The 24,194-nt window shown below is 65.6% G+C and carries 22 protein-coding genes; 12 read left to right on the plus strand and 10 right to left on the minus strand.

What is annotated here, in order from left to right:
* Positions 1-57: 57 nt before the first annotated feature.
* From JHD82_RS03955 to JHD82_RS03965, 3 genes are read left to right on the plus strand one after another with little or no spacing between them, the layout of a single operon-like run.
* On the plus strand, positions 58-666 hold the full coding sequence (locus JHD82_RS03955; RefSeq protein ID WP_013802750.1) for a peptidoglycan recognition family protein: 609 nt from the start codon (positions 58-60) through the stop codon (positions 664-666).
* Between the two features lie 3 nt (positions 667-669).
* The gene (locus tag JHD82_RS03960; RefSeq protein WP_199135488.1) at positions 670-1,131 is read left to right on the plus strand and encodes a hypothetical protein; all 462 of its coding nucleotides are present in this window, start codon (positions 670-672) and stop codon (positions 1,129-1,131) included.
* Between the two features lie 32 nt (positions 1,132-1,163).
* Positions 1,164-2,480, plus strand: coding sequence for a hypothetical protein (locus JHD82_RS03965; protein WP_233174609.1), 1,317 nt, complete (start codon positions 1,164-1,166; stop codon positions 2,478-2,480).
* Between the two features lie 58 nt (positions 2,481-2,538).
* Here the strand turns inward: JHD82_RS03965 and JHD82_RS03970 are convergent, their stop codons facing one another.
* Positions 2,539-3,042: a flavodoxin family protein gene (locus tag JHD82_RS03970; protein ID WP_199135489.1), complete on the minus strand. Its 504-nt coding sequence runs from the start codon at positions 3,040-3,042 to the stop codon at positions 2,539-2,541.
* A gap of 55 nt (positions 3,043-3,097) precedes the next feature.
* Positions 3,098-4,069, minus strand: coding sequence for a LysR family transcriptional regulator (locus tag JHD82_RS03975; RefSeq protein ID WP_199135490.1), 972 nt, complete (start codon positions 4,067-4,069; stop codon positions 3,098-3,100).
* Between the two features lie 171 nt (positions 4,070-4,240).
* Here JHD82_RS03975 and JHD82_RS03980 point away from each other — a divergent pair, with 171 nt between their 5' ends.
* A complete protein-coding gene (locus tag JHD82_RS03980; protein ID WP_233174610.1) occupies positions 4,241-5,710 on the plus strand; it encodes an MFS transporter in 1,470 nt (489 codons plus the stop codon).
* Positions 5,711-5,734: 24 nt separating this feature from the next.
* Here the strand turns inward: JHD82_RS03980 and JHD82_RS03985 are convergent, their stop codons facing one another.
* Together JHD82_RS03985 and JHD82_RS03990 are read right to left on the minus strand one after the other, a co-directional pair.
* A complete protein-coding gene (locus JHD82_RS03985; protein WP_307838077.1) occupies positions 5,735-8,068 on the minus strand; it encodes a TonB-dependent receptor in 2,334 nt (777 codons plus the stop codon).
* A 186-nt stretch (positions 8,069-8,254) separates the two neighbouring features.
* Positions 8,255-9,589 (minus strand): sigma-70 family RNA polymerase sigma factor, encoded by a 1,335-nt coding sequence (locus JHD82_RS03990; protein WP_199135493.1) that lies wholly within the window; start codon positions 9,587-9,589, stop codon positions 8,255-8,257.
* A 120-nt stretch (positions 9,590-9,709) separates the two neighbouring features.
* On the opposite strand from JHD82_RS03990, the gene JHD82_RS03995 reads away from it, so the two are divergent.
* A complete protein-coding gene (locus JHD82_RS03995) occupies positions 9,710-9,961 on the plus strand; it encodes a hypothetical protein (protein WP_233174611.1) in 252 nt (83 codons plus the stop codon).
* 16 nt (positions 9,962-9,977) lie between these two features.
* Here the strand turns inward: JHD82_RS03995 and JHD82_RS04000 are convergent, their stop codons facing one another.
* Positions 9,978-10,877: a LysR family transcriptional regulator gene (locus tag JHD82_RS04000; protein ID WP_099751217.1), complete on the minus strand. Its 900-nt coding sequence runs from the start codon at positions 10,875-10,877 to the stop codon at positions 9,978-9,980.
* A gap of 201 nt (positions 10,878-11,078) precedes the next feature.
* Here JHD82_RS04000 and JHD82_RS04005 point away from each other — a divergent pair, with 201 nt between their 5' ends.
* Positions 11,079-11,690, plus strand: a complete 612-nt coding sequence (locus tag JHD82_RS04005; RefSeq protein WP_034392716.1) for a glutathione S-transferase family protein — start codon at positions 11,079-11,081, stop codon at positions 11,688-11,690.
* Between the two features lie 46 nt (positions 11,691-11,736).
* Positions 11,737-13,812 (plus strand): pyridoxamine 5'-phosphate oxidase family protein, encoded by a 2,076-nt coding sequence (locus tag JHD82_RS04010; protein WP_199135494.1) that lies wholly within the window; start codon positions 11,737-11,739, stop codon positions 13,810-13,812.
* Between the two features lie 86 nt (positions 13,813-13,898).
* Here JHD82_RS04010 and JHD82_RS04015 read toward each other — a convergent pair whose 3' ends face one another.
* Positions 13,899-14,930 carry an AAA family ATPase gene (locus tag JHD82_RS04015; protein ID WP_199135495.1) on the minus strand — a complete coding sequence of 344 codons (1,032 nt, stop codon included), beginning with the start codon at positions 14,928-14,930 and terminating at the stop codon, positions 13,899-13,901.
* A gap of 149 nt (positions 14,931-15,079) precedes the next feature.
* On the opposite strand from JHD82_RS04015, the gene JHD82_RS04020 reads away from it, so the two are divergent.
* The 4 genes from JHD82_RS04020 (at position 15,080) to JHD82_RS04035 (ending at position 18,042) form a co-directional block, all read left to right on the plus strand.
* Positions 15,080-15,778: a hypothetical protein gene (locus JHD82_RS04020; protein WP_199135496.1), complete on the plus strand. Its 699-nt coding sequence runs from the start codon at positions 15,080-15,082 to the stop codon at positions 15,776-15,778.
* Positions 15,779-15,793: 15 nt separating this feature from the next.
* Positions 15,794-16,027: a hypothetical protein gene (locus tag JHD82_RS04025; RefSeq protein WP_043781750.1), complete on the plus strand. Its 234-nt coding sequence runs from the start codon at positions 15,794-15,796 to the stop codon at positions 16,025-16,027.
* 167 nt (positions 16,028-16,194) lie between these two features.
* Complete coding sequence (locus JHD82_RS04030; protein ID WP_141835886.1) at positions 16,195-16,659, plus strand: GNAT family N-acetyltransferase; 465 nt, start codon at positions 16,195-16,197, stop codon at positions 16,657-16,659.
* A gap of 555 nt (positions 16,660-17,214) precedes the next feature.
* Positions 17,215-18,042 carry a hypothetical protein gene (locus tag JHD82_RS04035; RefSeq protein ID WP_199135502.1) on the plus strand — a complete coding sequence of 276 codons (828 nt, stop codon included), beginning with the start codon at positions 17,215-17,217 and terminating at the stop codon, positions 18,040-18,042.
* A 98-nt stretch (positions 18,043-18,140) separates the two neighbouring features.
* Here the strand turns inward: JHD82_RS04035 and JHD82_RS04040 are convergent, their stop codons facing one another.
* Positions 18,141-18,332 carry a hypothetical protein gene (locus tag JHD82_RS04040; protein ID WP_199135497.1) on the minus strand — a complete coding sequence of 64 codons (192 nt, stop codon included), beginning with the start codon at positions 18,330-18,332 and terminating at the stop codon, positions 18,141-18,143.
* Between JHD82_RS04040 and JHD82_RS04045 the strand changes: the two genes are divergently transcribed.
* Complete coding sequence (locus JHD82_RS04045; RefSeq protein WP_199135504.1) at positions 18,331-18,660, plus strand: hypothetical protein; 330 nt, start codon at positions 18,331-18,333, stop codon at positions 18,658-18,660. The genes JHD82_RS04040 and JHD82_RS04045 overlap by 2 nt on opposite strands.
* 69 nt (positions 18,661-18,729) lie before the next feature.
* Here JHD82_RS04045 and JHD82_RS04050 read toward each other — a convergent pair whose 3' ends face one another.
* From JHD82_RS04050 to JHD82_RS04060, 3 genes are all read right to left on the minus strand, one after another.
* Positions 18,730-20,574 (minus strand): acyl-CoA dehydrogenase, encoded by a 1,845-nt coding sequence (locus JHD82_RS04050; protein ID WP_199135498.1) that lies wholly within the window; start codon positions 20,572-20,574, stop codon positions 18,730-18,732.
* 108 nt (positions 20,575-20,682) lie between these two features.
* The gene (locus JHD82_RS04055; protein ID WP_013802768.1) at positions 20,683-21,858 is read right to left on the minus strand and encodes an acetyl-CoA C-acyltransferase; all 1,176 of its coding nucleotides are present in this window, start codon (positions 21,856-21,858) and stop codon (positions 20,683-20,685) included.
* Positions 21,859-21,917: 59 nt separating this feature from the next.
* A complete protein-coding gene (locus tag JHD82_RS04060; RefSeq protein ID WP_199135503.1) occupies positions 21,918-24,017 on the minus strand; it encodes a 3-hydroxyacyl-CoA dehydrogenase NAD-binding domain-containing protein in 2,100 nt (699 codons plus the stop codon).
* Positions 24,018-24,194 lie beyond the last annotated feature (177 nt).

The following is a 24,194-nucleotide window of genomic DNA, read 5'->3' on the forward strand; positions in this document are numbered from 1 at the left end:
ATTCATTCAGCCTGAATACAGAGGGAGAAATAATTGGCCACTATCGAAAAAGGATTGATGGTAGACAAAAGCGTCGAAGTCAAGACCTATCCGTCCATAGAGCACGGCGCCTTGCTGTCCGTCACCTCCATCGTCCTGCACCGCACAGACTCGTCCACGGCCGCCAGCGTGCTCAATGCCTACAAGAGCGGCCAGAAGACGGGGGCGCACTTTCTGATCGAGAAGGACGGGAAGATCTACCAAACCGCCAGTCTGGAAAAGATCTGCTGGCATGTGGGAATTCTTCAGCCGCGCTGCGTCAACGAGAGCACCTGCGATCCCACGGAACTCAAAAATATCAATGCCCTGCTGCACCAAAAGGGCCTGAGCTTCAGCAAGCGGGCCAAGAATGTGTCATCGCACGAGAACACAAAGGCCTATCCGTTGCGTTATCCGGCCAACAGCGACTCCGTGGGCATTGAGGTGGTGGGCCGTTTCCTGCCATCGACCAAGGACTACGAGGCGCCCACCCAATCGCAGCTGTTCCAGACCAAATGGCTGACCCAGCAATTGGTGGACCATTACAAGCTCAAGCTTCTGTCCGATGTCTACTCCCACGGCGCCATTGCCCGCAAGGAGGCGACCGAAGGCGCCCAATTGCTGCGCTACATCTTCACGGGAGCCTGAGCCATGCCATCCAGCCAGCTTTTCAACAATCCCTCTCGCGGCCTGCGCATTGCGGCCTGGGCTGCCGTGATGCTGTGCCTGCATGCGCCGCTGCAGGCCTCATCTACTTCCACATCCACGCCCAAACACGCGACCAAGGCGACACCCATTTCCGTCATCGGCCCGGTCAACCGGTCCGTAGGCACGGGCGAGACAATGGGATGCGAGAAAGTCAGCCTGGACGCCGCCGACGTGGCCCGCTATTTCGCGACGGCAAAGCAAGTCTCGGCTGGCAGCTTCCACGAGGAATCCATCATCCTGCCCTGCAGTTTCAGCGGACGGCTGCTGCGCTCGGGCAAGGTCTATGAATGGAACATCAACGCCGCCGGCGCCGGCTACCTGCGCAGTGAAGATGGTGAACAGGACCTGCGCTACCTGTGCCGCAAGGCCTGCGAGAAGGCATTGCCGCAGTTGACGGGGCTTTGACCTGTTGTTCAGACATTATCTACAAAGGCGTCTTGTCACTCCCGTTGAGTGATGCCCGATCCTCCTGTCAAACACAGCGGATACGATGGCGCCTCCCACAATATTCCCAACAGACCATGGACCGACTGATTTCCCAAGGAATGCATTCCTTCAGCCAGGGCGACCACGCGCGCATGCATGCGCTATGGTCCGGCACCACGGTTTTCAGCCATCTGGACAACGAAGCGATTGCCAGCCTCTTGACCAGCATTCAGGCCACTGCCGAATCAGGCCAGGGTAGCGAATGGTCATGGCTGATGCTGTGCCTGGTGTATCTCGATTCCAGTGACCAATTCACCGAGGACCGCAGCGCGGCATTGCGCCAGGTCGGCGAATGGGCGCAGCGCGCACTGGCAATGTCACCAGGCAATGCCTATGGACACCGCTATTTGGGCAGTGCCCACTATTGGCTGGACGAACCCGAGCCCGCGCTGGCGGCCTACCGCAAGTCTCATGCCTTGCAGCCCCAGGTGGACTTGCAAGCCCGCATTTTCGAGATGGAGCATGCCGTGCCCTGGCGCAGCATCTTTTCCTATCCCGAGTTGGCTGATAGCCCGGCGGCACCCGACTACTACACGGCCGGCGTGACCGTGGGCAAGTGGAAGCGCCCCGACACGGATGCAGCGGCCCTGCAGGAAATCGAGCGCCTGCAGACCACACTCTACGAACGCTGTCTGGAGCGCTTCGCCAGCACCGGCACGCCGGCAAACGGCCAGGAGGCCGTGCCCACCGCGCTGGACATCCACACCTATGCCATGTGCTGCAACAACCTGGGCGTGCTGTACAACGCGCAGGAACAGTACGAGCAGGCGGCAGCCGTCCTCGAAGCCGGGCTGCAGCAGACCTGTTTCCAGGCCCTGCTGGAAAACCTGCGCCATGCCTATCGGCAACTGGGGAACCGCAAGCAAGCCACCGACCTGTCACTGCTGCTGATGGAGGACTACGCGCTTGATACCGGCCTGTATCTGGACTGCGCGCAGACCGCATGCGCCTATCTCAACGAGACCAGCCACCACCAGGACGTCCTCGACATCGTGGCCGAAGCCGAGCGCCGCTATGCGCAGCTTTCGCCGCAGCAACAGCAAGCGCAATGGGAAGTTCGCAGCATGAGCTTCGTTCACGCGCACAAGGTCACCGCCCTCAGGGCCCTGGGCCAGCTCAAGGCCTCGCACCTTCAGCCTGAACTGGTCGAGATCGCCCTGCGCCACGATCCGGACAATGCCCAACTGCTCGGCATACGCGCTCACATGCAGGGAGCCCGTCAGCAGGTCGGCGGAAAAGGCGGATTCTGGTCGCGCCTGTTCGGCTGAACAACACCGGGCGACCGGGCCACCAAGAAATGTAGGGCACCCAAGATGCTGGCAACCCTCAAAACACCCCCAGCGCCAGCCCGGCCCCCATCGCCTCCCCCAACGCCCGGCACTGCTCCAGCTCAGCTGCGGCAATCCGCTTGGGCGCCAGGATGGCTTCGGTGGTCTGGGCGTGGGTGCAGATGATCAGGGGCTCGGCCACGGGCTTGAGGCGCCAGCCGGTGGCGATGCGGGCGATCTGGCGGGCGGCGTTCTGGCCGTCGCTGCCCGCGCAGATGAGGCTGGCATAGGGCCTGCCATTGAGGTGCTCCAGCGCCGCGTAGTAGCTGCGGTCGAAGAAGTCCTTGAGCTGCCCGCTGATGGCGGCCAGGTTTTCCGGGGTGGCGAAGAGGTAGCCGTCGGCGGACAGCACATCGTCGGGGCCGGCCGCGGAGGCATGCAGCAGGCGCACCTGCACGCCCTGGCCTTCGGCCGCTGCGCCGTCGCGCGCGGCCTCGGCCATCTGGCGGGTGCCGCCGGTCATGGAGTGGTAGACGATCAGCAGGGTCTTGCTTGCGTTCATGCCGCGAGCATAGACCGATGGTGGGAGAACCGGGCCGCTCCCGCCACGGCGCGGGTCAGGTACCCCCCCTGTCGGCCCCATCCGTCAGCGATGCTACGGAAGGCCTGATCCATTGCGGATCATCGAGCTGCCGTTGAATGCAGTCGCGCAACCATTGATGCGCGGGATCCGCCTGATGGCGCGGATGCCAGGCCATGCGCATGGGCTGCACCTGCACGTCGATGGGCAGGGCAAACACCACCAGCCCCAGCGATGCGGCCATGCCATGCGCCGTGCGTGTCGGCACGCAGGCCACCAGGTCGGTGCGGGAGGCCGCAATCAGGGCCGAGAACGAACTGGGCACCAGCAGCGCCAGTTGCCGCTGCAGGCCCAGCGCCTCCAGGGCAGCGTCCACGGGCGAGCTTTCACCCGGGCGCTGGGTGATGCCGACGTGGCGCGCGGCGGCGAACTGCGCGGCGCTCGGCCGTTGCGACTTTCTGGTGGACTTCAACAGGGGATGGCCGGCGCGCACGACGCCCACCAAGGTCTGCTCCGATATCACCAGGCTCTCGGTTTCCGGGTCCATGCTGCGAAAGCTGCCCACGTCCAGGTCGATGCGGCCTTCGCGCAGGGCCCCCGGGTCGGCATGGGTTTCGGGCAGGAACTGCAGGCTGGCCAGCGGCATTTCCGCCTCCAGCGCACGCGAGAGGCTGGCACCGAAGACGACAGCAATGCCTTCGGGCGCCCGCACCACGAAGCGGCGGCGCAGGCCCGCCAGTCCTCCCGCGTCGACAGGGTCCTGCAGCGCCCGCGCCTGGGCCAGCAGCGCGCGCACCGGCTCCGCCAGGGCCAGGGCGCGCGGCGTGGGCACGAGGCTGCGGCCCGCACGCACCAGGATGGGATCGCCAAACGCCTCCCTGATGCGTGCCAGCGTATGGCTCATGGCGGGAGTGCTCAGGTGCATGCGCCCGGCCGCCTGCGTCACGCTGCCGGTGCTGAGCAAGGCATCCAGTGCAATCAGCAGGTTGAGGTCGTATGTGTTCGCCATGCGAAATCATACGTTCAATACATTGCACTGTACAAAATCCATACCGCTCCCGACACTGGCGGCCGTTGCCTCAACCCAAGCCCTCGCCGCTGCACGCCCATGACGCCCATGCCCACAACCTCGCTGACTTCCCCGCCCGGTCGGCGGAACCTGCCCCTGCTTTGCTTCGCCATGCTCGTGCTGACGCTCGTCCTTGCGGCCCTGGACCAGACCATTCTTTCGACCGCCCTGCCCGTGATGGCCCGCGAACTGCCGGGCCATTGGCCGCTGGCCTGGGTGTTCTCGGCCTATCTGCTGGCGGCCACCGTGGTGATTGCGCTGTACGGGCGGCTGGCCGATGTGTTGGGCAGAAAGCCCATGCTGCTGCTGGCCATCGGCCTGTTCCTGGCCGGCTCCCTGGCCTGTGGTGCCAGCCATGACCTGCAGCAGCTGGTGTTGGCGCGTGCCCTGCAGGGCGCGGGCGGCGGCGGGCTCATGACGCTGACGATGCTGACCCTTGCCGACCTGTTTGCGCCTGAACAACGGGCCCGCTACCAGGGCCTGCTGGGCGCCGCCTATGGCGTATCGACCATGGTCGGCCCGCTGCTGGGCGGGGCGCTGGTGGAGCATCTGTCCTGGCACTGGGCGTTCTGGCTGAATGTGCCGCTCGCAGGGCTGGCCTGGGGAGTGCTGGCATGGGCGCTGCCCGCCAGGGCGGCTGCGCCGGAGGCTGCCGCCGAGCCCCGGCCCCGCCAGCGCATCGACTGGCTGGGTGCCGTGTTGCTGGCCGCAGCCCTGGTCAGCCTGCTGCTGGCCACCCAGCACAGCCACCTGAATCTGCCCGAGCAGCTGTCGCTGTGGGTGCTGCTGGCCCTGGGCGCCAAGTTTGCCCTGGCATTCTTCGTGCGCCAGCGCCGTGCCACCCATCCGCTGCTGCCCCTGTCGCTGTTTGCCCACCCGGCCTACGCGGCGGTCAGTTTCCTGGCCCTGTCCACGGGCGTTGCGCTGTATGCGGCCGTTGTCTTCCTTCCGCAGTATCTGCAGATTGGCCTGCACCTGTCGCCTACCGGTTCCGCCTGGCACCTGGCGCCACTGATGGCCGGCATCACCGCAGGGGCCATTGGCAGCGGCCGGCGCCTGCGCGCCCAGACGCCAGCCGCGTCGCTCGCCCGGGTGGCCTGCGTGCTGATGCTGCTGTCGTTCGGGCTGATCACCGCGGCCTTGCACTGGCTGCCGCAGGCACCGCTGGCCCTGTCCGCAGGACTGCTGCCGCTGGGCCTGGGGCTGGGGCTGATGTTTCCCATCATCACCGTGGTGGCGCAGCGTGTGTCGCCGGCCCGGCACCTGGGCATTGCCACGGCGGCACCCGTCATGCTGCGCAGCCTGGGCGGCGCCGCCGGCGTAGCCTTGCTGGCAGCCCTGCTCACCCATTTGATGAAACAGGAGCTGGCTGCGGCCAGCCCCCTGGCAGCACACGCCGATGCCGTCACCGCCACGCTGGGCCACGGGCTGCAGGCCATCTTCGGCTGCGCGGCGCTGGCGGTTCTGGCGGCGTTGGCTGCCTGCCGATGGCTGCCGGCGCGCAAAGCCGCAGTGCGTGACGGCCAGACAGCCCCTGCTGCGCAGAGCGCCGCCATTCGCCGAGGTGCGGAAGGCGCCTAGGCCGCCAGGTGCCTCAGAAATGCCTCAGAAATCCACCGAAGCCGATACCACGAAGGTGCGCGGAATCATCGGCGAGACGGCGCCCCAGGACGTGACGCCGGCCCAGGCCTTGCGGTCGGCCACGTTCTGCACCGTGGCGCGCAGCGTGGTCTTGCGGCCCGCGATGCGGGTGGCGTAGCGCAGGCCCAGGTCGGTGCGTGTCCAGCCCGGGATGCGCAGGCGGTTGGCCTGGTCCACGAACTGGGCGCCGGTGTATGCCAGGTCGCCGACCAGGGTCAGGCCTTCAAGAGCGGGCACATCCCATTCCACGCCCAGGTTGGCCAGCAGGCGCGAGGTGCCAATGGGCCGGTTGCCCACCAGCGCAGGCGTGGCCGAGCGCGTGATCTCGGGCTTGAGCCAGGTCACGCCACCGAGCAGGCGCAGGCCGCGCGCGGCCTCGCCGTAGGCATACAGCTCCATGCCCAGGTTGCGCTGCTCGCCGTTGGTCTTGTAGACGCCCTGGTCCAGGCCGCCGCTGGGTTTTTCAATGCTGAACAGGGCGGCCGTGGCCATGAAGCTGCCGAAGTCGTACTTGCTGCCCACTTCGTACTGGCGGCTCTTGTAGGGACGCAGCACCTCGCCGTAGTTGCTGGCGGCGGGCGGCGCGATGTCGCCCTTGCTCAGGCCTTCGATGTAGTTGGCGTAGAGGCTCCAGTTGGGCGCCTGGCGCCAGACCACCCCCACGGCGGGCGTGGTCACGCTCTCGTCGTAGACATTGGCGGTGCCGCCCGTGAGCACGTTGTAGTTGGTGGACTTGATGGCCTGGTGGCGCAGGCCCAGCGACAGTTGCAGCCGGTCCTGCAGCAGCGAGAGCGTGTCCACCAGCGCCAGGCTGGTGTTGCGGTTGTCATGGATGCGCGGAATGGCCGAAGGCCGCGCAATGCTCTGCGGCGCGTGGGCAATGGGCGCATAGATGTTGGACGCCACGGTGGAGCCCGCCTGCAGCGCGCGGTGAAAATCCTCGCGGTAGCTGGCCAGCTGCAGCGTGACCGAATGCTTGACACCGGCCAGCGCAAAGCGCGAGCGCAGGCCCGCGTCGATGGTGCTGCGGTCCACGTCGAACACCGCGTAGGTGGGCGTGATGCTGGTGGCGCCCGCCGCACTGGTCAGGCGCGGGGCCGAGTCGTAGATGCGGTCCACATCGGCGCGCGACTGGCCGATGTTGGCGAACAGCGTGAGCTGCTGCGTGAGGTCCAGTTCGGTGCGCAGCAGCACGGCGCGCTCGCGGTTCTTGGACCATTCCCAGGGCTGGGTCACGTTGCGCCGGCCATCGGGCGCAGCAGGCATGGAGGTGAGTCCCGTAGGCATGATGGGCCGGCCCACGCCGTCGATGCGCTCGTCCTGCGAGAGCAGGTCCAGCGTGGCACGGAAGCGCTCCACCTCGTAGTCCAGCGCCACGGCCAGCACATGGCCGTCGGTGCTTTGATGGTCCATGGACGTATCGCCGCCGTACTTGCTGGCGTTCACACGGATGCCGTACTGGGCCTCGTCGCCGAAGCGCCGGCCCACGTCGGCATGGGCACGCCAGAGGCTGTCCGAAGTCCAGCCCGTGGTCAGCCGCGCCACGTCTTCATTGGCACGCTTGGGCGCGATGTTGATCACCCCGCCCACCGAGCCGTTGGGCGACATGCCGAACAGCAGCGCGCCGGGCCCCTTGACCACCTCGATGCGGTCCACGTACTCGGTGCGCACGCGGTAGTTGGGAGCAATGCCGTAGATGCCGTCAAAGGCGATCTCGCCCGAGTTGCCCTCCCAGATCGGAAAGCCCCGGATATAGAGGTTGTCCACGTTGCCGCCCGGCAGCACGGTGTAGCGCACGGAAGGGTCGCGGTTCACCGCCTCGGCAATGGTGCCGGCCTGCTGGTTGCGCACGGCCTCGGACGTGTAGCTGGTGGTGCTGAACGGCGCCTGCATGTTGCCGGTATTGCCCAGCACGCCCAGGCGCACGCCCTTGGCCACCTGCCCGCCGGCGTAGGGCGCGGGCAGCAGGCTCACATACTGGTCGCCGGCCGTGACGGTGATCTCGGACAGGCGGTGCGCGTTCTCAGGCGCGTTGGCGGCAGTGGGAAGCAGGGTCAGCGTACCGCCCTCGATGCGCCCCTGCAGGCCGCTGCCCTGAAGCAACGCCGCCAGGCCCTGGCGCACATCGTGGCTGCCGTTGAGCGCCGGGGCCTGCCGGCCCTGCACCAGTTCGGAGGAGTAGGTGAGCTGCAGCCCCGCCTGGCGCGCAAACTGGCTCAGCGCCTGGGCCAGCGGCTGGGCCGGCACGTCGAAGGACACCGATTGCGCGGCGGCCAACTGCAGCTGCAGGCCCAGCACCAGGCCTGCACATGCATGAAATACCGCTGTGCGGCGGAGAGGGAGGCGGAATGGGAATCGGGAGGACTTGAGAGCGGACATAAGGACTTTCTGGAAGACAGGCTCATTGCGAATCGCCGGCACAGGCAGGGCGCCCGGCCTTTCATATGCAAATACGAGTCACTCCCAAAAACCCTGAAAAAAACCTCACGGCTCCGCGCGCCCGCCGCGCCGCGCAATCCGCAGGCCGCCGTCGTCCAGCACGCTGACCTGCACCGGGGCGAACTGCGGCAGCCCGCGCAACCATCGCTCGGCCTGGGCAATGCGCACATGGCCGCTGATGGCCAGTTGCGCCGCGCCCTCCTCCACCACCAGGCGGCGCCGCGTGTAGCGGCCCAGCCGGTGCACGACGCGGCCCAGCGGTTCCTGCTCGAAGACCAGCTCGCCCTCGCGCCAGGCCGCGGGCCGTTGCTGGAGCTGCGGTTGCCAGGCAGCGCCATCGGTATCTCCTGCCCCGCCGTCCAGGGGAATGCGCAGCGACTGGCTGTCCTGCAGCAACTGGCTGCGTCCGGTGGCCGCATGCTCCACCCGCACCTGGCCCGACTCCACCTGCACCCGCACCGCATCGGGCTCCAGTTCCACGCCAAAGCGCGTGCCCAGCACGGTCACGCGCAAGGGGCCGGCCTCCACCACAAAGGGCCGTGCCGCATCGCGCGCCACGGCAAAGAAGGCGGCGCCTTCCAGCAGCCGTGCCTGTCGCAGGTCGGCACGGTAGGTCAGCGCCACGCGGCTGGCGGCGTCCACGCGCAGCACGCTGCCATCGGGCAGTTCCAGGCTGCGCTGCACGCCCGTGGCGCTGGCCAGTTCACCTTGCCACAGCACGCGGCGGCTCCACATCTGCCAGGCGGGCCAGGCCGCGCTGGCCATGCCGGCCGCGCCCAGCAGCGCGCCCAGGGCACGCCGCCGCCGCTTTCTGGAAGAGGCCTGCAAGCCCGCCTCCACCCCGCCGCGCCAGCGCAGCAAGGCGGCTTCCAGGCAGGCATCGGCCTGCATCAGGTCGCGCTCCACGGTGTTCAGGGAGACCTGCAGACGCCGGGCGATGTCGGCCTGCCGCTCGCCATGCAGGCGGTGGCCCAGCAAGGCGGCCTGCATGCGCTCGGGCAGGTCTGCAATCGTGCGCTCCACCACGGCCAGTGCCTGCCGGTACATGGCGCGGTCGGCCACATCGCCTTCGGCCTCGGGCTGCAATTGCGCCCAGTCGTCCATGCAGCGCTGCTGCGCACCGCGCTGGCGCAGCCTGTCTATCGCCAGATGCTTGGCCGTGGCAAACAGGTAGGCCCGCGCGGCTTCGAGCGTGGGCGAGCTGCCATCGGGCAGCTGCGGCGGCGCATCGGCCAGGCGCAGCCAGGTTTCCTGGGCCAGTTCCTGCGCCTCATCACGGCTGCCGGTCTTGCCGGCCAGATAGGACACCAGTTGCTGCTGGCAGGCACAGAAAAGCTGGTGCCAGCGCGCAGCGGTCCAGGAAGCGGAAGGGGTGGGCATGGCCGGGGGAGGTGAGGAATCGACAACGAGAATGACTATCATTCTAGTTTTGTTTGATCCAGGCAGGCCCGCCCGCCGGGCCATCCAAGGCAAACTGTCCATCATCAACACCCGGACCACATGCCCATGATCTTCCTGGCGATCACATCTACCGGCTTGGCACAGGCACTTCTCGCCGCCACCGAAAGCGACGCTACCTGGTGCGGCAGCGACGCGATTTCCGAGGCCGACTACGCCGCCCGACAGTGGCCCAACCTCAGCCGCTTTGCCTACTCGCTGGAGGACCGCGTTTTGATCGACGATGCCGTGTCCACCATTGAGGAGCACCATCCGGGGCAGACGGTCTGGGTCGAGGCCACGGCCGTGCGGTAGCGAAGTCTCGGGCCCGCTACCACCTCAACGCCGCCACCCGCAGCGCATCCACCGCCATATCGATGAACGCCCGCACGCGATGCGCGGCGTGCCGCCCTTCCCTGTGCACCACATGAATCGGCAGCGGCGGCCGCTCGAAGGGCTCCAGAACCAGGCGCAGTGCGCCGTCCTGCACGGGCTTGGCGATCTGGTAGAGCGGCAGGCGCGTGATGCCTTGCCCGGCCAGGGCGCAGTCTGCCGCAGCCTCGTTGGTCATGGACATGAGGCGCGGCTGCAGGCGCACGGCCAGGGCCTTGTCGCCTTCGAGAAACCGCCATTCGGGCGTGGAGGTGAGGCCGGATGCGGTGATGGTGGTGTGCTGCGCTAGCTCCTCGGGCCGCTGGGGCACGCCGTGGCTGGCCAGGTATGCGGGCGAGGCACACAGCACCTGTCGCACGCTGCCAACGCGGATGGCCTGCAGCGAGGAATCGGGCAGATCGCCGATGCGCACGGCCACGTCCACGCCCTCGTCCACCAGGCTGACCACGCGGTCCACAAACCAGCAGTTGACGTCCACCTCGGGAAACCGGCCCAGGTAGTCGTGCACCACGGGCAGCACGTGCATGCGCCCGAAGTTGACCGGCGCCGTGAGCGTGAGCCGGCCGCGCGGTGCGGCGTGGGCGCTGGCGGCATGCTCGTCGGCCTCTTCCAGCTCGGCCAGGATGCGGCGGCAGCTGTCGGCGTAGGCCGTGCCGGCCTCGGTCACGCGCACGAAGCGCGTGGTGCGCGTGAGCAGGCGCACGCCCAGGCGCTCCTCCAGATCGGAGACGGCCCGCGTCACCACCGAGGGCGAGACCTTGAGCCGACGTGCGGCCGAGGCGAAGCCGCCCGTGTCCACCACCGCGAGAAATGCCGTCATGGACTGGAAGCGATCCATCTGTGCCTGCCTTGTCTGTGTCGTGTATCTGCCCGGCTGCGAGCGGCCCGCGCAGGACTGCCCAGGTTTGCGCCGGCGCTTTGTTCGCGTTCACGCAAGAGTGACTTGCCGCCGCCAGGGATTCTAAAGATGCGGGCGGGGAAGGAGGATACGTCCCGTGGCGCCGACAACCGGCGCCTTCACCAACCCCAAGGAACCGCAATGAAGCTCTACCACTTTCCCCTGTCCGGCCACGCCCACCGCGCCCGCCTCTTCCTCGGCCTGCTGGGCGTGGAGCATGAGCTGGTCCATGTGGACCTGGCCAACGGCGCGCAGAAGAAGCCCGAATTCCTGGCGCTGAACCCGCTGGGCCAGGTGCCGGTGCTGGACGACAACGGCACGGTGATTGCCGACTCCAACGCCATCCTGGTCTATCTGGCGCGCAAGCTGGACCGCCAGGACTGGATGCCCCTGGGCGCACAGGCCGAGGCCGAGATCCAGAAATGGCTGAGCATCGCCGCCGGCCCCATTGCCTTCGGCCCGGCAGCGGCCCGGCTGGTCACGGTGTTCAAGGCCCCCTTCCAGGCCGAGGAAGTGATAGCCCGCGCCCACGCCATCCTCGGCAAGATCGAGGCGCAACTGACCACCCGCCCCTTCCTCACCGGCGCCACGCCCACGATTGCCGACGTGGCCCTGTACAGCTACATCGCCAGCGCGCCCGAGGGCAATGTGGACCTGCAACCCTACCGCGAAGTGCGCGCCTGGCTGGGCCGCATCGAGGCGCTGCCGGGCTTCGTGGCATTCGCCCAGACACCGGCCGGCCTGCGGGCCTGAGTGCCTGAGCCATACCTCCCCTGAAACCCTGGCAAAGGAGCGCACCATGCACCCGCAACCCCTGCAAAACCCCGCCTCGCCCTGGCATGCGGGCGAACTGGCGATCCAGCAAAGCGTTGGCGTCGTGGGCCGCATGGACATGCCGGGCCGCAAGTTCCTGCGCCCCTTCCTGCTGGACCAGCACCGCGAGTTCTATCCTCTGCTGCATTTCGTGGTGCTGGGCAGCGTGGATGCGCAAGGCGATGCCTGGGCCACGGTACGGGCCGGCGAGCCGGGATTCCTGCGCTCTCCCGACCCGCTGACCTTGCATGTCGGGGCGGGCCGCGATGCGGCCGACCCGGCCGAGCCGGGCCTGGCAAATGGCCATGCCGTGGGCCTGCTGGGCATGGACCCCATGACGCGCCGGCGCAACCGGCTCAACGGCACTGTGCGGCGCAAGACAGGCGTGGATGGGACGGGCGCCTTCGACATCGGCGTGGTCCAGAGCTTCGGCAACTGCCCGCGCTATATCCAGAACCGCAGCGTCCGGTTTGTCCGGCCTGCGGACGAGCCCACGCAGGTGCCGGCGGTCGAACTGGCATCGCTGGACCCCCGCGCGCAGGCACTGATTGCGCAGGCGGATACGTTCTACGTGGCGTCCTACGTTGATGGGGAGGATGGCCTGCGCCAAGTCGATGTCTCCCACCGTGGCGGCAAGCCGGGCTTTGTGCGGATCGACGCCGATGGAACGCTGACCATCCCCGACTTCTCGGGCAACCTGTTCTTCATGACGTTGGGCAACTTCCTGGTCAATCCCAAGGCAGGCCTGCTGTTCATCGACTCCGAAACCGGGGAAATGCTGCAGATGACGGGCGAGGCCAGCGTCATCCTCGACTCCCCGGAAATCGCGGCCTTCGAGGGCGCCGAGCGCCTGTGGACCTTCAAGCCCCGCCGCATCGTGCGCCGGCCCGACGCCCTGCCGCTGCGCTGGAGCATGGCGGCCGACGGCTGGTCGCCCCACCTGCAGATGACCGGAAGCTGGGCCGATGCCAGCCAGCGCCTGGCCGCCGCCCGGCTGGGGCGGCAATGGCGGCCGTTCCGGGTGGCGCAGGCCGTGGATGAGAGTTCCACCATCCGCTCGCTCTACCTGGAGCCGGCCGATGGCATGGCCACGGCGGCCCCCCTGGCCGGCCAGCACCTGCCGCTGCGCCTCACGCTGGCGGACGGCAGCCATCTGCAGCGCACCTATACGCTGTCGCTGGCGCCTTCGGACGGGCGCTTGCGCATCAGCGTCAAGAGGCAAGGCCGTGCGTCCAGCCACCTGCATGGCCTGAAGCCCGGCGATCTGGTCGAGGCCCGCCCGCCCGCTGGCAGCTTCACCGCCGATGCGGCCCTGCGCCGCCCCGCCGTGCTGCTGGCCGCGGGCATAGGCATCACGCCCTTGCTGGCCATGCTGCGCCACATCGTCCACGAAGGCCGGCGCACCCGCAGCCTTCGGCCCACCTGGCTGTTCCAGGCGGCTCGCACGCGCAGCGAACGGGCCTTTGACACGGAGATTGCCGAACTGGTGAAGGCCGGCAATGCCGAGGTGCACTGGGTGCGAACGCTCAGCCAACCCGGCACGGCAAAGGCCGGCCGCGACTACGACCATGAGGGCCACATCGACATGGCCCTGTTGAAAGCCACCCTGCCCTGGGACGACTACGACTTCTACCTCTGCGGCCCGGACGCCTTCATGCAGGCCACCTATGACGGCCTGCGCGAACGCAATGTGCCCGACGAGCGCATCCACGCAGAAGCCTTCGGTCCCTCGGCCCTGAAGCGCTCCATGGCCGGTGCAGCCCCCGCCGCCGAACTGCCTGCACCCGCCACGCAGCCTGTCCGCATCATCTTTGCCGACTCGGCCAAGGAAGCGCGCTGGAAGCCCGGCGACGGCAACCTGCTCGAAGTGGCCGAGGCTAGGGGGCTGGAGCCCGCCTTCGGCTGCCGGGGCGGCAGCTGCGGCGACTGCCGCACGCGTGTGCTGCAGGGCGGGGTGACCTATGCCTCGCCACCCTCCTTCGCCGTGCCCGCGGGCGAGGCCCTGATCTGCTGCGCCGTGCCTGCGCAGGGGACGGGGGAGGCTTTGCATCTGGCGTTGTGAGGAGCCTGTCTCTGCGCGCTTTCCACATCAGGACATACCGACGGCAAAAGGCACATCAGCGGTTGCTGCCCAATGCTTGGCTGCATCTAGATTTCTATCTGGACGAGTATCGATTCATCAAGCTCTATGACTTCAAACAGGCCCTGACCCCGCTCATAGACCTCCCCTGACAGGAACCGAACCACTTTCTGGCCGATGAGCATGCACATCTCCACGACAAAGCCATCTGCATCCCGGCGCATGTCTTTTATCCGCACAAGGCCCAAGGGCAACTCAGCCAGCAGTCGGTCACGGTAACCAATGGATGCAGGCACGCCGGGACCCGGCTCAGACGCCTCTGGAGTCACAAGGTACAGGCCGTGAAACCCGCTGCCATCGTCGATACGGGAAAGCATTGACCAGACACGTCCGTCCACCAGTTGGATCCAAATCTCGATGAACTGGAGATAGGGCACCTGCGGATGGCTCCAGACTGCTTCGCCAGGTACCCAGTGCTGCCGACCTGATTCATCCATATCCCAGCGGCCGCCTTCGGCCAACGCCATCTCGCAAGCTCGCCAGCCCACAATCACCTGCTGGTCGAGATCCTGAAGGGACGGGAACTGGCGCGGCCCCATGGGCTGGATGGAGCTCTCGGGGGCCGGCTCGGTGTCGTCGATATGGACTACCGCGAACCCTTCCTGCTCACTCGGCGGCTCGAACATGGCAAACACGCTGCGAATGGCCTGCTCCGGCACTTGGTGATCGGCTCGCCGCTGCGTGTTCCTCCGCAAGGCGGTCTGCAAATCGGCTTTGAGCCAAATACAGACTACGGGCACGCCATGTGATCTGGCGATCTGAATGGCACGCTCACGATGCACCGTCTTCGGAAGGGCGGCATCAAAGAACACCGCATCACCACCCAACGCTGCGGCGTTCTGTTGAATCCAGCTGCTCTTGCCTGCAGCTTGCACCCCCACCACCACATAGAGCTTGGTCGCGGGCGAGCTGGCAGACAGTGCTTTGTCCAAGTCCCGGTACGCCAACTCCCATGCGGCAGCACTGCGTTCCGGGGTGAACAGGCGACCTTGTTCGGTTTCCAGATAGTGGTCTGGATTGATGTGCTTTGTAGTGTCCATGGTGAGCTGCAAGATTCTGGATCACTGTAGCTGGGCACGGCGCCGTACCGTCCGCAGACAAACGATCCCGCCATGCAAAACGGCCTTGATCGATACACTCGCTGCAATTCCTGCGCCCTCGTACACGCCGCAAATCCAAAGCCCTGCCCATGCAACTCACCAACTGCCTGCTCCGCCTGTCGCCCTTGGTCCTCACCTGCCACATCGGCCTGGCCTGCGCACAGATCACCACGCCCTCAGCAGGCACCTATGTGCGCAAGGGCGGGGGTGGCGATCTGGTGGTGCGGGCCAATGGCAAGTTCCATATCCAGACCGTCGGTGCCAACGGCCATACCTGTGAGCTGGAAGGCACCATCACCAACGGCCGGGCCAGGATGGCGAATTCGGCCTGCGCCGTGGACTTCGCGCCTGCCGGTCAGCGCGTAGGGGTCGACACGGCCACCGCCGATGCATGCAGGGACTTCTGCGGCATGCGGGCCTGGTTCGGTGGCGATTACCTTCGGCCCACACCCGGCTGCACGGACAAGGCCATTGCCGCATCGCGCAGAAACTTCAAGCGCGCGTACGACGCCAAGGACTACCGCCTGGCGCTGACCACGCTGGCGCCGGTGCTGCAGGACTGCGATGAGGTGCTGACCGGCGTCGCCAAAGGCTGGCTGCGCAACGACCTGGCGCTGGCGCAGCTTCGCTCGGGCGACGCAGCCGCCTGCCGCCAGACCCTGGCCCCACTGGCCGAGGAAGCCGGCAAGACGGATCAGGAACTGCGCGAGGCCTATCCACCCACCGATGCCGATGTGGTGCTGCCCATGCTCAAGGCTGCGCGCACCAATCTGCGCTTGTGCAGTTGAGGCGGTGCCATCGCCATGAAAGATCCCGCATCGCCCAACGCAGGAATCTCCGGGCATTTCCGGCGTGAGGCGAAGTGGATGCTGTGGGTGCTTGGCGTGCTGCCTTTGGCGCTTGCCTTGCTGGCAGCGTGGCTGGCGCCACTGATCCTGAACCATGTGGAGAAAGACAAATGCCTGAAAGCTGGAGCACAGATCTCCAGGCAAACCGGCAGGTGCGAACGCCCTGAACAGGCGCCCCCGAAGGAGTGAGTTGCGGGCTGTCCCATTGCCCGCCTGGCACACGACGATGCCCTGTGCTTGAGCATGGTGCCCATGCCGTAGCGGATCGGCGGCGGCCCGGGCGTCTTGCCCTATCCTTGTGCGCTTTCATTCCAACCGAGCAGCGCCCTTGAACAGGGCTTGACCCCTTGGCACCCATGACCGATATCCGCCCCGCCCACTTCCCCGAAGACCTCGACGCCGTGGTCCGCATCTTCCGGGAGTACGTGGCCAGTCCCACCGTGAGCCTGGACTTCCAGGACTTCGAGACCGAGTTCGCCGCCCTGCCCGGCAAGTACGCCGCACCCGAAGGCTGCGTGCTGCTGGCCTGGAAAGACGGCCAGCCCGTGGGCTGCGCCGCCCTGCGCCAGGTGGATGCGCAGACAGGCGAAATGAAGCGCGTCTACGTGCGCCCCACGGTACGCGGCGAGAACCTGGGGCGGCGACTGGTGGAAGGCATTCTGGACACCGCGCGCCACGCAGGCTACACCCGCATCTGCCTGGACGTGCTGCCCGAGTTCCAGGCCGCGCAGCGGCTGTATGAAAACCTGGGTTTTGTGGATGCGGAACCGGTGAGCTTCAATCCCGTGCCGGGCACGCGTTATCTCGGACTGGATCTTTGAGGCATGCGCCCTCCGGCAGGCAGCCTTCAGTGCCTGCACGGCTTCCGATGCGCTGACACCCGGTCCCTGAGTCCTCGTCTGCAAGCATTCAGCACGGTGAGACCGTAGCCCATACCCCGGTCCAGCAGCCTGCCCGCAAGCGCAGCGGCGGTACGGACCACCTCTCCCCGCATCCTTCATCCGCAAATGCCCGTGGCCGAGCCGGGCAGCCTGCGCTTGTGCCCCGTGAATACCACCCATGGCGAATAGCGCTGCCTGGGACCCAACGCTTATTGGCAGCATCTCTATTCACCTGGAATTTCAAACCTGATTTTAGGAATTGTCCTAAGGATAATTCTGAAAATGATCTGTGGGCGACTTATTTGATTGACCTCGTGCAGGCCATGAAATCAAATGAGGACTCTTCGCTCAGCAAACATCGGAAACCCGCTTGGACACTGCCAGCGGATTATTCGCCTGCTTGCAACCACTCATTTCCGTCAAATTGCCTTTATTGACCAAGGCGCATTGGCTGGAATCATCGATTCCGCTTCTGATCCAGCGTCTCCATACACCATGCCAGCCTCCATTGCCGCCACCTTCTATCAGATCGGCTATGCCGACATGCTTGCTCGCCAAATGGAGCAAAAACAGATCGATGCCATTGTGCTCACGCCACAGGAATACGCAGACATACTGAGCGACAAGGCGCGTAACAATCCTCGCCTGGCGGCCACGCTGCATGCCATGCTGGCCCACAGTGCGCTTGGGCGATACTGGACACACACCGCCAGCCCGAATGCAGGCAAACCCTGGGTCGCTCCCGCCTCCCTGATGGTCAGCGACGCGTACCTGATCACCAAAACGCTGATTGCATTGGGCCTGGCCGGTGCCCGCTCCTATATCAAGACAACCGCCACAGGCACCTATATCATCATCACGGGCTACGCGGGACTTCGCCGCCAGCTGCTGCAAGGCACGCGATTCCTTGCCGCCAATCCACGCATGGTCCAGATGGGCCTGGGTATTCGCGGTCTGCAGAATGTGGCCAAGGGCGGGTTTCTTCTGAGCCTGGTGGTGGGCACCGGGATAGAGGCACTGGACTTTATCTTCAATGACGAGAAGACAATGCATGATCTTGTGGGTGGCATTGGAGTGGAGGCGGTCAAGGCGGGATTGGCGACGATGATTGCAATAAGCGCGGGAGCCTTAACGGCAAGCGTTACTACTTTGGTCATTTTTCCGCTAGGAGCTATGGCGTTAGCCATATTTGCCACTGGAGCACTTCTCAACTACACAGATCAGCGATGGAAAATAAAACAAAACGTTATTACAGCCCTAAAGTCTGTAAACAATGAAAAAGCACCAGGCATATATAAACTAGATCAAAGCACCATTCAATAAAGGCAGCTATCATCTCTCAGCACGTGAGCATCACCCAAGGATCACGATCCAACAGAAAATCAACTTCACAAGATACTTCGCGTCAAATCAAAAGAAAATCAATTCATTAAAATAAATATGAGAGACATAAAAAATATTCGGAAATCTGCAATATTTGGAATACCCATCAGCATTCTACTATCCGTCGGATGTTTCTGGTTTTCCTTTGCGGAAACAATCCCGATGCTGAAAGACATAAATGCTCTCGCGCCAACCATAAGAATCATGCCGGGCGCACCAACAATCTTCATGACTCCTTTCGTTTTTATTACATTAGCACTGGTATCGGTGCTGAATTCCATCCCCTGCAACGACAGTATTCTACGAAAATCCGATAAAGCACTATCAATAATTTTCACCCTTGGAGTTTCTTCAGCACTGGTTTCTTTGATATTTATTACTCCGCTGCAGTACTATGCGATGCCAAAGCTGGGCTATACACGTTGCAATATCCTGGAAGGGCACCCCACCATATATTTCACGGACTGGGTCAAAAACCCCGAATGGTGCGTTCGCGGAAAAACCAGGGAATGGGTCAAAGAGCAGGCCAGGCTCTCCGGCAACCTTGAAAATCCCTGAAATAAAAAAAGCGCAGACCACATGGTCGGCGCTTTTTTGCATCCTCCGGCAGCCGTGCTGCCAACTCCCTCAGAACGCCTCTTCACTCATCTGCGCGCAAGTCATGTCGCGCTCACGCACGACCTTGAGCCAGGCGCCGATCTTCGGCAGCTCGTAGCCAAAGAAGTAGCGCATGGCGGTCATGCGGCCAGCGTTGGCGGGTTCGGCCAGGGCGGCGTCCTTAGCGAGTACAGCCAGGGACACGTCCAGCCAGGTCCAGGCCAGTACCGTGTGGCCGAAGGCCTGCATATACGGCACGGCATTGGCCAGGGCCTGTTGCGGGTCGTCGGTGGCCCATGCGGCCTTGGTGGTGGCGCCGACCTCCTGCAGGGCCTTGGCCAGTTCGTTGGCGTGGCCGGCCAGCTCGGGCCGGGCCATGGCGCGCTGGATGGTGTCGTTGATGCGCGTGGCCAGCAGCTGCAGGCCCTTGCCGCCTTCCATGAGCACCTTGCGGCCCAGCAGGTCCATGGCCTGGATGCCGTGCGTGCCTTCGTGGATCATGTTCAGGCGGTTGTCGCGCCAGTATTGCTCCACGGGGAAGTCGCGCGTGTAGCCGTAGCCGCCGTGGATCTGTATGGCCAGGGAGTTGGCCTCCAGGCAGAACTCGCTGGGCCAGCTCTTGGAGATGGGGGTCAGCACTTCCAGCAGCAGCCTTGCCTCGGCCACGGATTCGGGCGTGCCGGTGTGCTGCTCATCGACCAAGCGTGCGCAGAACAGGTTCAGCGCCAGCGCGCCTTCGCAATAGGACTTCTGCGCCAGCAGCATGCGCTTGACGTCGGCGTGCTCGATGATGCGCGACTGGGGGCGCGTGGCATCCTTGCCGGCTGCACCCGGCGCCCCCTTGATCGGCCGGCCCTGCGGGCGGTTCTGCGCATAGTCCAGGCTGGCGTGGTAGCCGGCCAGGCCCAGCATGGTGGCGGCCATGCCGATGGAGATGCGGGCCTCGTTCATCATGTGGAACATGCATTTGAGGCCCTCGCCGGGCTTGCCGACCAGGTAGCCCACGGCCCCGGCGCCGCCGCGCACGGGAAAGCGCCCTTCCCCGAAGTTCAGCAGCGTGTTGGTGGTGCCGCGCCAGCCCAGCTTGTGGTTGAGGCCGGCCAGGGCCACGTCGTTGCGCTCGCCGGTGAGCTGGCCTTCGGTGTCCACGAGCTTCTTGGGCACGATGAACAGCGAGATGCCCCGCACGCCAGGCACGGGCTTGCCATCGGGGCCGGGGATCTTGGCCAGCACGAGGTGGACGATGTTCTCGGTCAGCTCATGGTCGCCCGCGCTGATCCACATCTTGTTGCCCTTGAGGCGGTAGCGCGGGCCCAGCGCATCGCTCTCGAAATCGGCGCCATCGGGCTCGGCACGGGTGGCAATGTCGCTCAGTGACGACCCGGCCTGGGGTTCGGACAGGCACATGGTGCCGGCCCAGCGGCCATTGAATTCATTGGTGGCAAAGACCTGCTTTTGCATGTCCGTGCCGTGGGCCATGATGGCATTGGCATTGCCCGAAGTCAGCATGTTGGAGCCGATGCTGATGGAGGCCGCCGCGAAGAAGCTGTTGGCGGCCGCCTCCACGGTGTAGGGCAGCTGCATACCGCCGATGTCGTAGTCCTGGGCGGCGCTGAGCATGCCCGAGTCTGCATAGGCCTGGCGCGCATCGTGGGTGCACTGGGGCAGGATGACTTTCTCGCCGTCGAACTGCGGCTCCTGCGTGTCCACGGTGCGGTTGAAGGGGGCGTATTTCTCGCGGGCGATGCGCTCGCAGGTGTCGAGCACGGCATCGAAGGTGTCGCGCGAATGGTCGGCAAAGCGCTCGCGCTCGCCCAGCGCATCGGCGCGCAGCCATTCATAGAGCAGGAAATCGATGGTGGAACGCAGGCGCATGGTGATGTCCGGAATCAAAAAAGAAGCCGCAGGCGCCGCCAGAGGGAGCGCGTGCGGCCAACAGGAGTAACGGGAACAGGCGGTGGCGGCCGCAGCCGCCACCCGGGTTTACAGCACTTCGAACACGCCGGCGGCACCCATGCCGCCGCCGATGCACATGGTCACGCAGACACGCTTGGCACCGCGGCGCTTGCCTTCGATCAGGGCATGGCCCGTCAGGCGCTGGCCCGACACGCCATAGGGATGGCCCAGGGCAATGGCGCCGCCGTTGACATTGAGACGATCGTTGGGGATTCCCAGCTTGTCGCGACAGTACAGCACCTGCACGGCAAAGGCTTCATTGAGCTCCCACAGGTCGATGTCCTGCACCGTCAGGCCCAGCTTCTTGAGCACCTTGGGCACGGCGAAGACGGGGCCGATGCCCATTTCGTCGGGCTCGCAGCCGGCCACGGCAAAGCCCAGGAAGCGGCCAAGAGGCTTGAGGTTGTTGCGCGATGCATAGTCCTCGCTGACCACCACGCAGGCGCCTGCGCCATCGGAGAACTGGCTGGCATTGCCGGCCGAGATCACGCCGCCGGGCAGCGCGGGGCGGATGCCCGAGATGCCTTCCTTGGTCGTGCCTTCGCGCACGCCCTCGTCCTTGCTGCAGGTCACTTCCTTGGTGATCAGGCCGCGCACCTTGTCGGCCACGCCCATGGTCACGGTGATGGGCGCGATCTCGGCGTCCAGCAGGCCGGCGGCCTGGGCCGCGCAGGCCTTTTGCTGGCTGGCGGCGCCGTACTCGTCCATGGCGTCACGGCCGATGCCGTAGCGCTTGGCGACCTGTTCGGCGGTCTGCAGCATGCTCCAGTAGATCTCGGGCTTTTGCTTGGCCAGGGCCAGGTCCTGGATCATGTGCAGGTTCATTTCCTGCTGCACGCAGGAGATGGACTCCACGCCGCCGGCCACATAGACATCGCCCTCGCCCGCGATGATGCGCTGCGATGCGGTGGCAATGGTCTGCAGGCCCGAGGAGCAGAAGCGGTTGATGGTCATGCCCGATGCGGTGATGGGCAGGCCGGCCTTGAGCGCGATCTGGCGCGCAATGTTCATGCCGGTGGCGCCTTCGGGGTTGGCGCAGCCCATGATCACGTCATCGACGGCGGCAGGGTCGACGCCTGCGCGCTGCACGGCGTGCTGCACGGCATGGCCGCCCAGCGTGGCGCCATGGGTCATGTTGAAGGAGCCCTTCCAGCTTTTGGCCAGGGGCGTGCGGGCGGTGGAAACGATCACGGCGGATGTCATGGATATTCCTTGTATGGCGGGTTTGCGGTGGTTCGCAAAAAGTTCGTGCGCCGCACGTCTCAGCTGAATTGCTTGCCTTCGGCCGCCAGCTTCGCCAGCAGCGGGGCCGGCTGCCAGAAATCGGCGTCGTCGTTGGGGTTCTTGGCGAAGCGGTTCATGGCCTGGACCACGTTGAACAGCCCGACCTCACCCGCGTAGTGCATGGGGCCGCCGCGCCAGATGGGGAAGCCATAGCCGGTCAGGTAGACCATGTCGATATCGCCCGACTTTCCGGCGATGCCGTCTTCCAGGATGTGGGCGCCTTCGTTGACCAGGGCGAAGACCAGGCGCTGGACGATTTCCTCATCGGAGATCTTGCGCGGGGTGATGCCCAGCTCCTTGCGGTGGGACTCGATCATCTGGTTGACCAGCTCGGACGGGATGGCGTCGCGCTTGCCCGCCTGGTAGTCGTACCAGCCCGCGCCGGTCTTCTGGCCGAAGCGGCCCAGCTCGCACAGCTTGTCGGCCGTGCGGCTGTACTTCATGTCGGCGCGCTCGACGGCGCGGCGCTTGCGGATGGCCCAGCCGATGTCGTTGCCGGCCAGATCGCCCATGCGGAACGGGCCCATGGCGAAACCGAACTTCTCGATGGCCTTGTCCACCTGGGCGGGCGTGGCGCCTTCGTCCAGCAGGAAGCCGGCCTGGCGCGAGTACTGCTCGATCATGCGGTTGCCGATGAAGCCATCGCACACGCCCGAGACCACGGCGGTCTTCTTGATCTTCTTGGCCAGCTTCATCACGGTGGCCAGCACGTCCTTGGCGGTGTGCTTGCCGCGCACCACTTCCAGCAGCTTCATCACGTTGGCGGGGCTGAAGAAGTGCATGCCCACCACGTCCTGCGGGCGCTTGGTGAAGGCGGCGATCTTGTCCACATCCAGCGTGGAGGTGTTGGAGGCCAGGATGGCACCGGGCTTGGCAACCTCGTCCAGCTGCTTGAACACGGTTTCCTTGACGCCCAGCTCCTCGAACACCGCCTCGATGATGAGGTCGGCATTCTTGAGCGCGTCATACGACAGCGTGGTGCTCAGCAGCGCCATGCGCTGGTCGTACTTTTCCTGGGTGAGCTTGCCCTTCTTGACCTGGGCTTCGTAGTTCTTGCGGATGGTGGCCACGCCACGGTCCAGCGCTTCCTGCTTGGTCTCCAGAATGGTCACGGGGATGCCCGCGTTCAGGAAGTTCATGGAGATGCCGCCGCCCATGGTGCCGGCACCGATGACGCCCACGGTCTTGATGTCGCGCACAGCCGTGTCCGAAGGCACGTCGGCGATCTTGGAGGCCGCGCGCTCGGCCATGAACAGGTGGCGCAGCGCGCGCGACTCGGGCGACCACATCAGTTGCATGAAGGCATCGCGCTCCAGGGCCATGCCCTCGTCGAACTTCTTGCGCGCGGCATTCTCCACCGTGTCCACGCAACGGGCCGGGGCCGGGTAGTTCTTGGCCATGCCCTTGACCATGTTGCGCGCGAACTGGAAGTAGGCATCACCCTGGGGATGCTTGCAGGGCAGGTCGCGCACGCGCGGCAGCGGGCGCTTGTCGGCCACTTCCAGCGCGAAGGCCTTGGCCTCGTCCAGCAGGGTTTCGGCTGAGGCGGCCATCTTGTCGAACAGCTTCTGGCCGGGGATGGAGGCCAGCAGCTCGCTCTTGACCGGCTCGCCGCTGACGATCATGTTCAGCGCGGTCTCCACGCCCAGCACGCGCGGCAGGCGCTGCGTGCCGCCTGCACCGGGCAACAGGCCCAGCTTGACTTCCGGCAGGGCCACCAGGGTGCCGGGAGCGGCCACGCGGTAGTTGCAGCCCAGCGCCAGCTCCAGCCCGCCTCCCATGCAGACGGTGTGGATGGCGGCCACCACGGGCTTGCTGCCCTGGTCCAGCGAGTTGATCAGCGAGACCAGGTGCGGCTCGCGATACGCCTCTTCCTTGCCGAACTCGTTGATGTCAGCGCCGCCCGAAAAAGCCTTGCCGGCGCCCGTGATGACGATGGCCTTGATGGCCGGGTCGGCGTAAGCCTTGTCCAGCCCCTCGACGATGCCCCGCCGCGTGGATAGCCCCAGGCCGTTGACCGGCGGATTGTTCAAGGTGATGACGGCGATGGCACCGTCCACTTTGTATCTGTCTCTTATACACATCTGACGCTGCCGACGAAATGCGAACAGTGTAGATCTCGGTGGTGGCGGGGTCATTAAAAGGGGGGGGGGGGGGGGGGGGGGGGGGGGGGGGGGGGGGGGGGGGGGGGGGGGGGGGGGGGGGGGGGGGGGGGGGGGGGGGGGGGGGGGGGGGGGGGGGGGGGGGGGGGGGGG

Source organism: Delftia sp. ASV31, assembly GCF_016428765.1.
Taxonomy (GTDB): domain Bacteria; phylum Pseudomonadota; class Gammaproteobacteria; order Burkholderiales; family Burkholderiaceae_C; genus Comamonas; species Comamonas acidovorans.

Excerpts from the sequence above, each read along its gene's own strand:
- JHD82_RS04015 (WP_199135495.1), bottom strand. The coding sequence starts at position 14,930 with ATGGACACTACAAAGCACATCAATCCAGACCACTATCTGGAAACCGAA.
- JHD82_RS04040 (WP_199135497.1), bottom strand. The coding sequence starts at position 18,332 with ATGAAGATTGTTGGTGCGCCCGGCATGATTCTTATGGTTGGCGCGAGA.
- JHD82_RS04020 (WP_199135496.1), top strand. The coding sequence starts at position 15,080 with ATGCAACTCACCAACTGCCTGCTCCGCCTGTCGCCCTTGGTCCTCACC.
- JHD82_RS03980 (WP_233174610.1), top strand. The coding sequence starts at position 4,241 with ATGCTCGTGCTGACGCTCGTCCTTGCGGCCCTGGACCAGACCATTCTT.
- JHD82_RS03960 (WP_199135488.1), top strand. The coding sequence starts at position 670 with ATGCCATCCAGCCAGCTTTTCAACAATCCCTCTCGCGGCCTGCGCATT.
- JHD82_RS04005 (WP_034392716.1), top strand. The coding sequence starts at position 11,079 with ATGAAGCTCTACCACTTTCCCCTGTCCGGCCACGCCCACCGCGCCCGC.
- JHD82_RS03970 (WP_199135489.1), bottom strand. The coding sequence starts at position 3,042 with ATGAACGCAAGCAAGACCCTGCTGATCGTCTACCACTCCATGACCGGC.
- JHD82_RS03990 (WP_199135493.1), bottom strand. The coding sequence starts at position 9,589 with ATGCCCACCCCTTCCGCTTCCTGGACCGCTGCGCGCTGGCACCAGCTT.
- JHD82_RS04000 (WP_099751217.1), bottom strand. The coding sequence starts at position 10,877 with ATGGATCGCTTCCAGTCCATGACGGCATTTCTCGCGGTGGTGGACACG.
- JHD82_RS04025 (WP_043781750.1), top strand. The coding sequence starts at position 15,794 with ATGAAAGATCCCGCATCGCCCAACGCAGGAATCTCCGGGCATTTCCGG.
- JHD82_RS04030 (WP_141835886.1), top strand. The coding sequence starts at position 16,195 with ATGACCGATATCCGCCCCGCCCACTTCCCCGAAGACCTCGACGCCGTG.
- JHD82_RS03975 (WP_199135490.1), bottom strand. The coding sequence starts at position 4,069 with ATGGCGAACACATACGACCTCAACCTGCTGATTGCACTGGATGCCTTG.
- JHD82_RS04045 (WP_199135504.1), top strand. The coding sequence starts at position 18,331 with ATGACTCCTTTCGTTTTTATTACATTAGCACTGGTATCGGTGCTGAAT.
- JHD82_RS03995 (WP_233174611.1), top strand. The coding sequence starts at position 9,710 with ATGCCCATGATCTTCCTGGCGATCACATCTACCGGCTTGGCACAGGCA.
- JHD82_RS03955 (WP_013802750.1), top strand. The coding sequence starts at position 58 with ATGGTAGACAAAAGCGTCGAAGTCAAGACCTATCCGTCCATAGAGCAC.
- JHD82_RS04050 (WP_199135498.1), bottom strand. The coding sequence starts at position 20,574 with ATGCGCCTGCGTTCCACCATCGATTTCCTGCTCTATGAATGGCTGCGC.
- JHD82_RS04010 (WP_199135494.1), top strand. The coding sequence starts at position 11,737 with ATGCACCCGCAACCCCTGCAAAACCCCGCCTCGCCCTGGCATGCGGGC.
- JHD82_RS04035 (WP_199135502.1), top strand. The coding sequence starts at position 17,215 with ATGCCAGCCTCCATTGCCGCCACCTTCTATCAGATCGGCTATGCCGAC.
- JHD82_RS04055 (WP_013802768.1), bottom strand. The coding sequence starts at position 21,858 with ATGACATCCGCCGTGATCGTTTCCACCGCCCGCACGCCCCTGGCCAAA.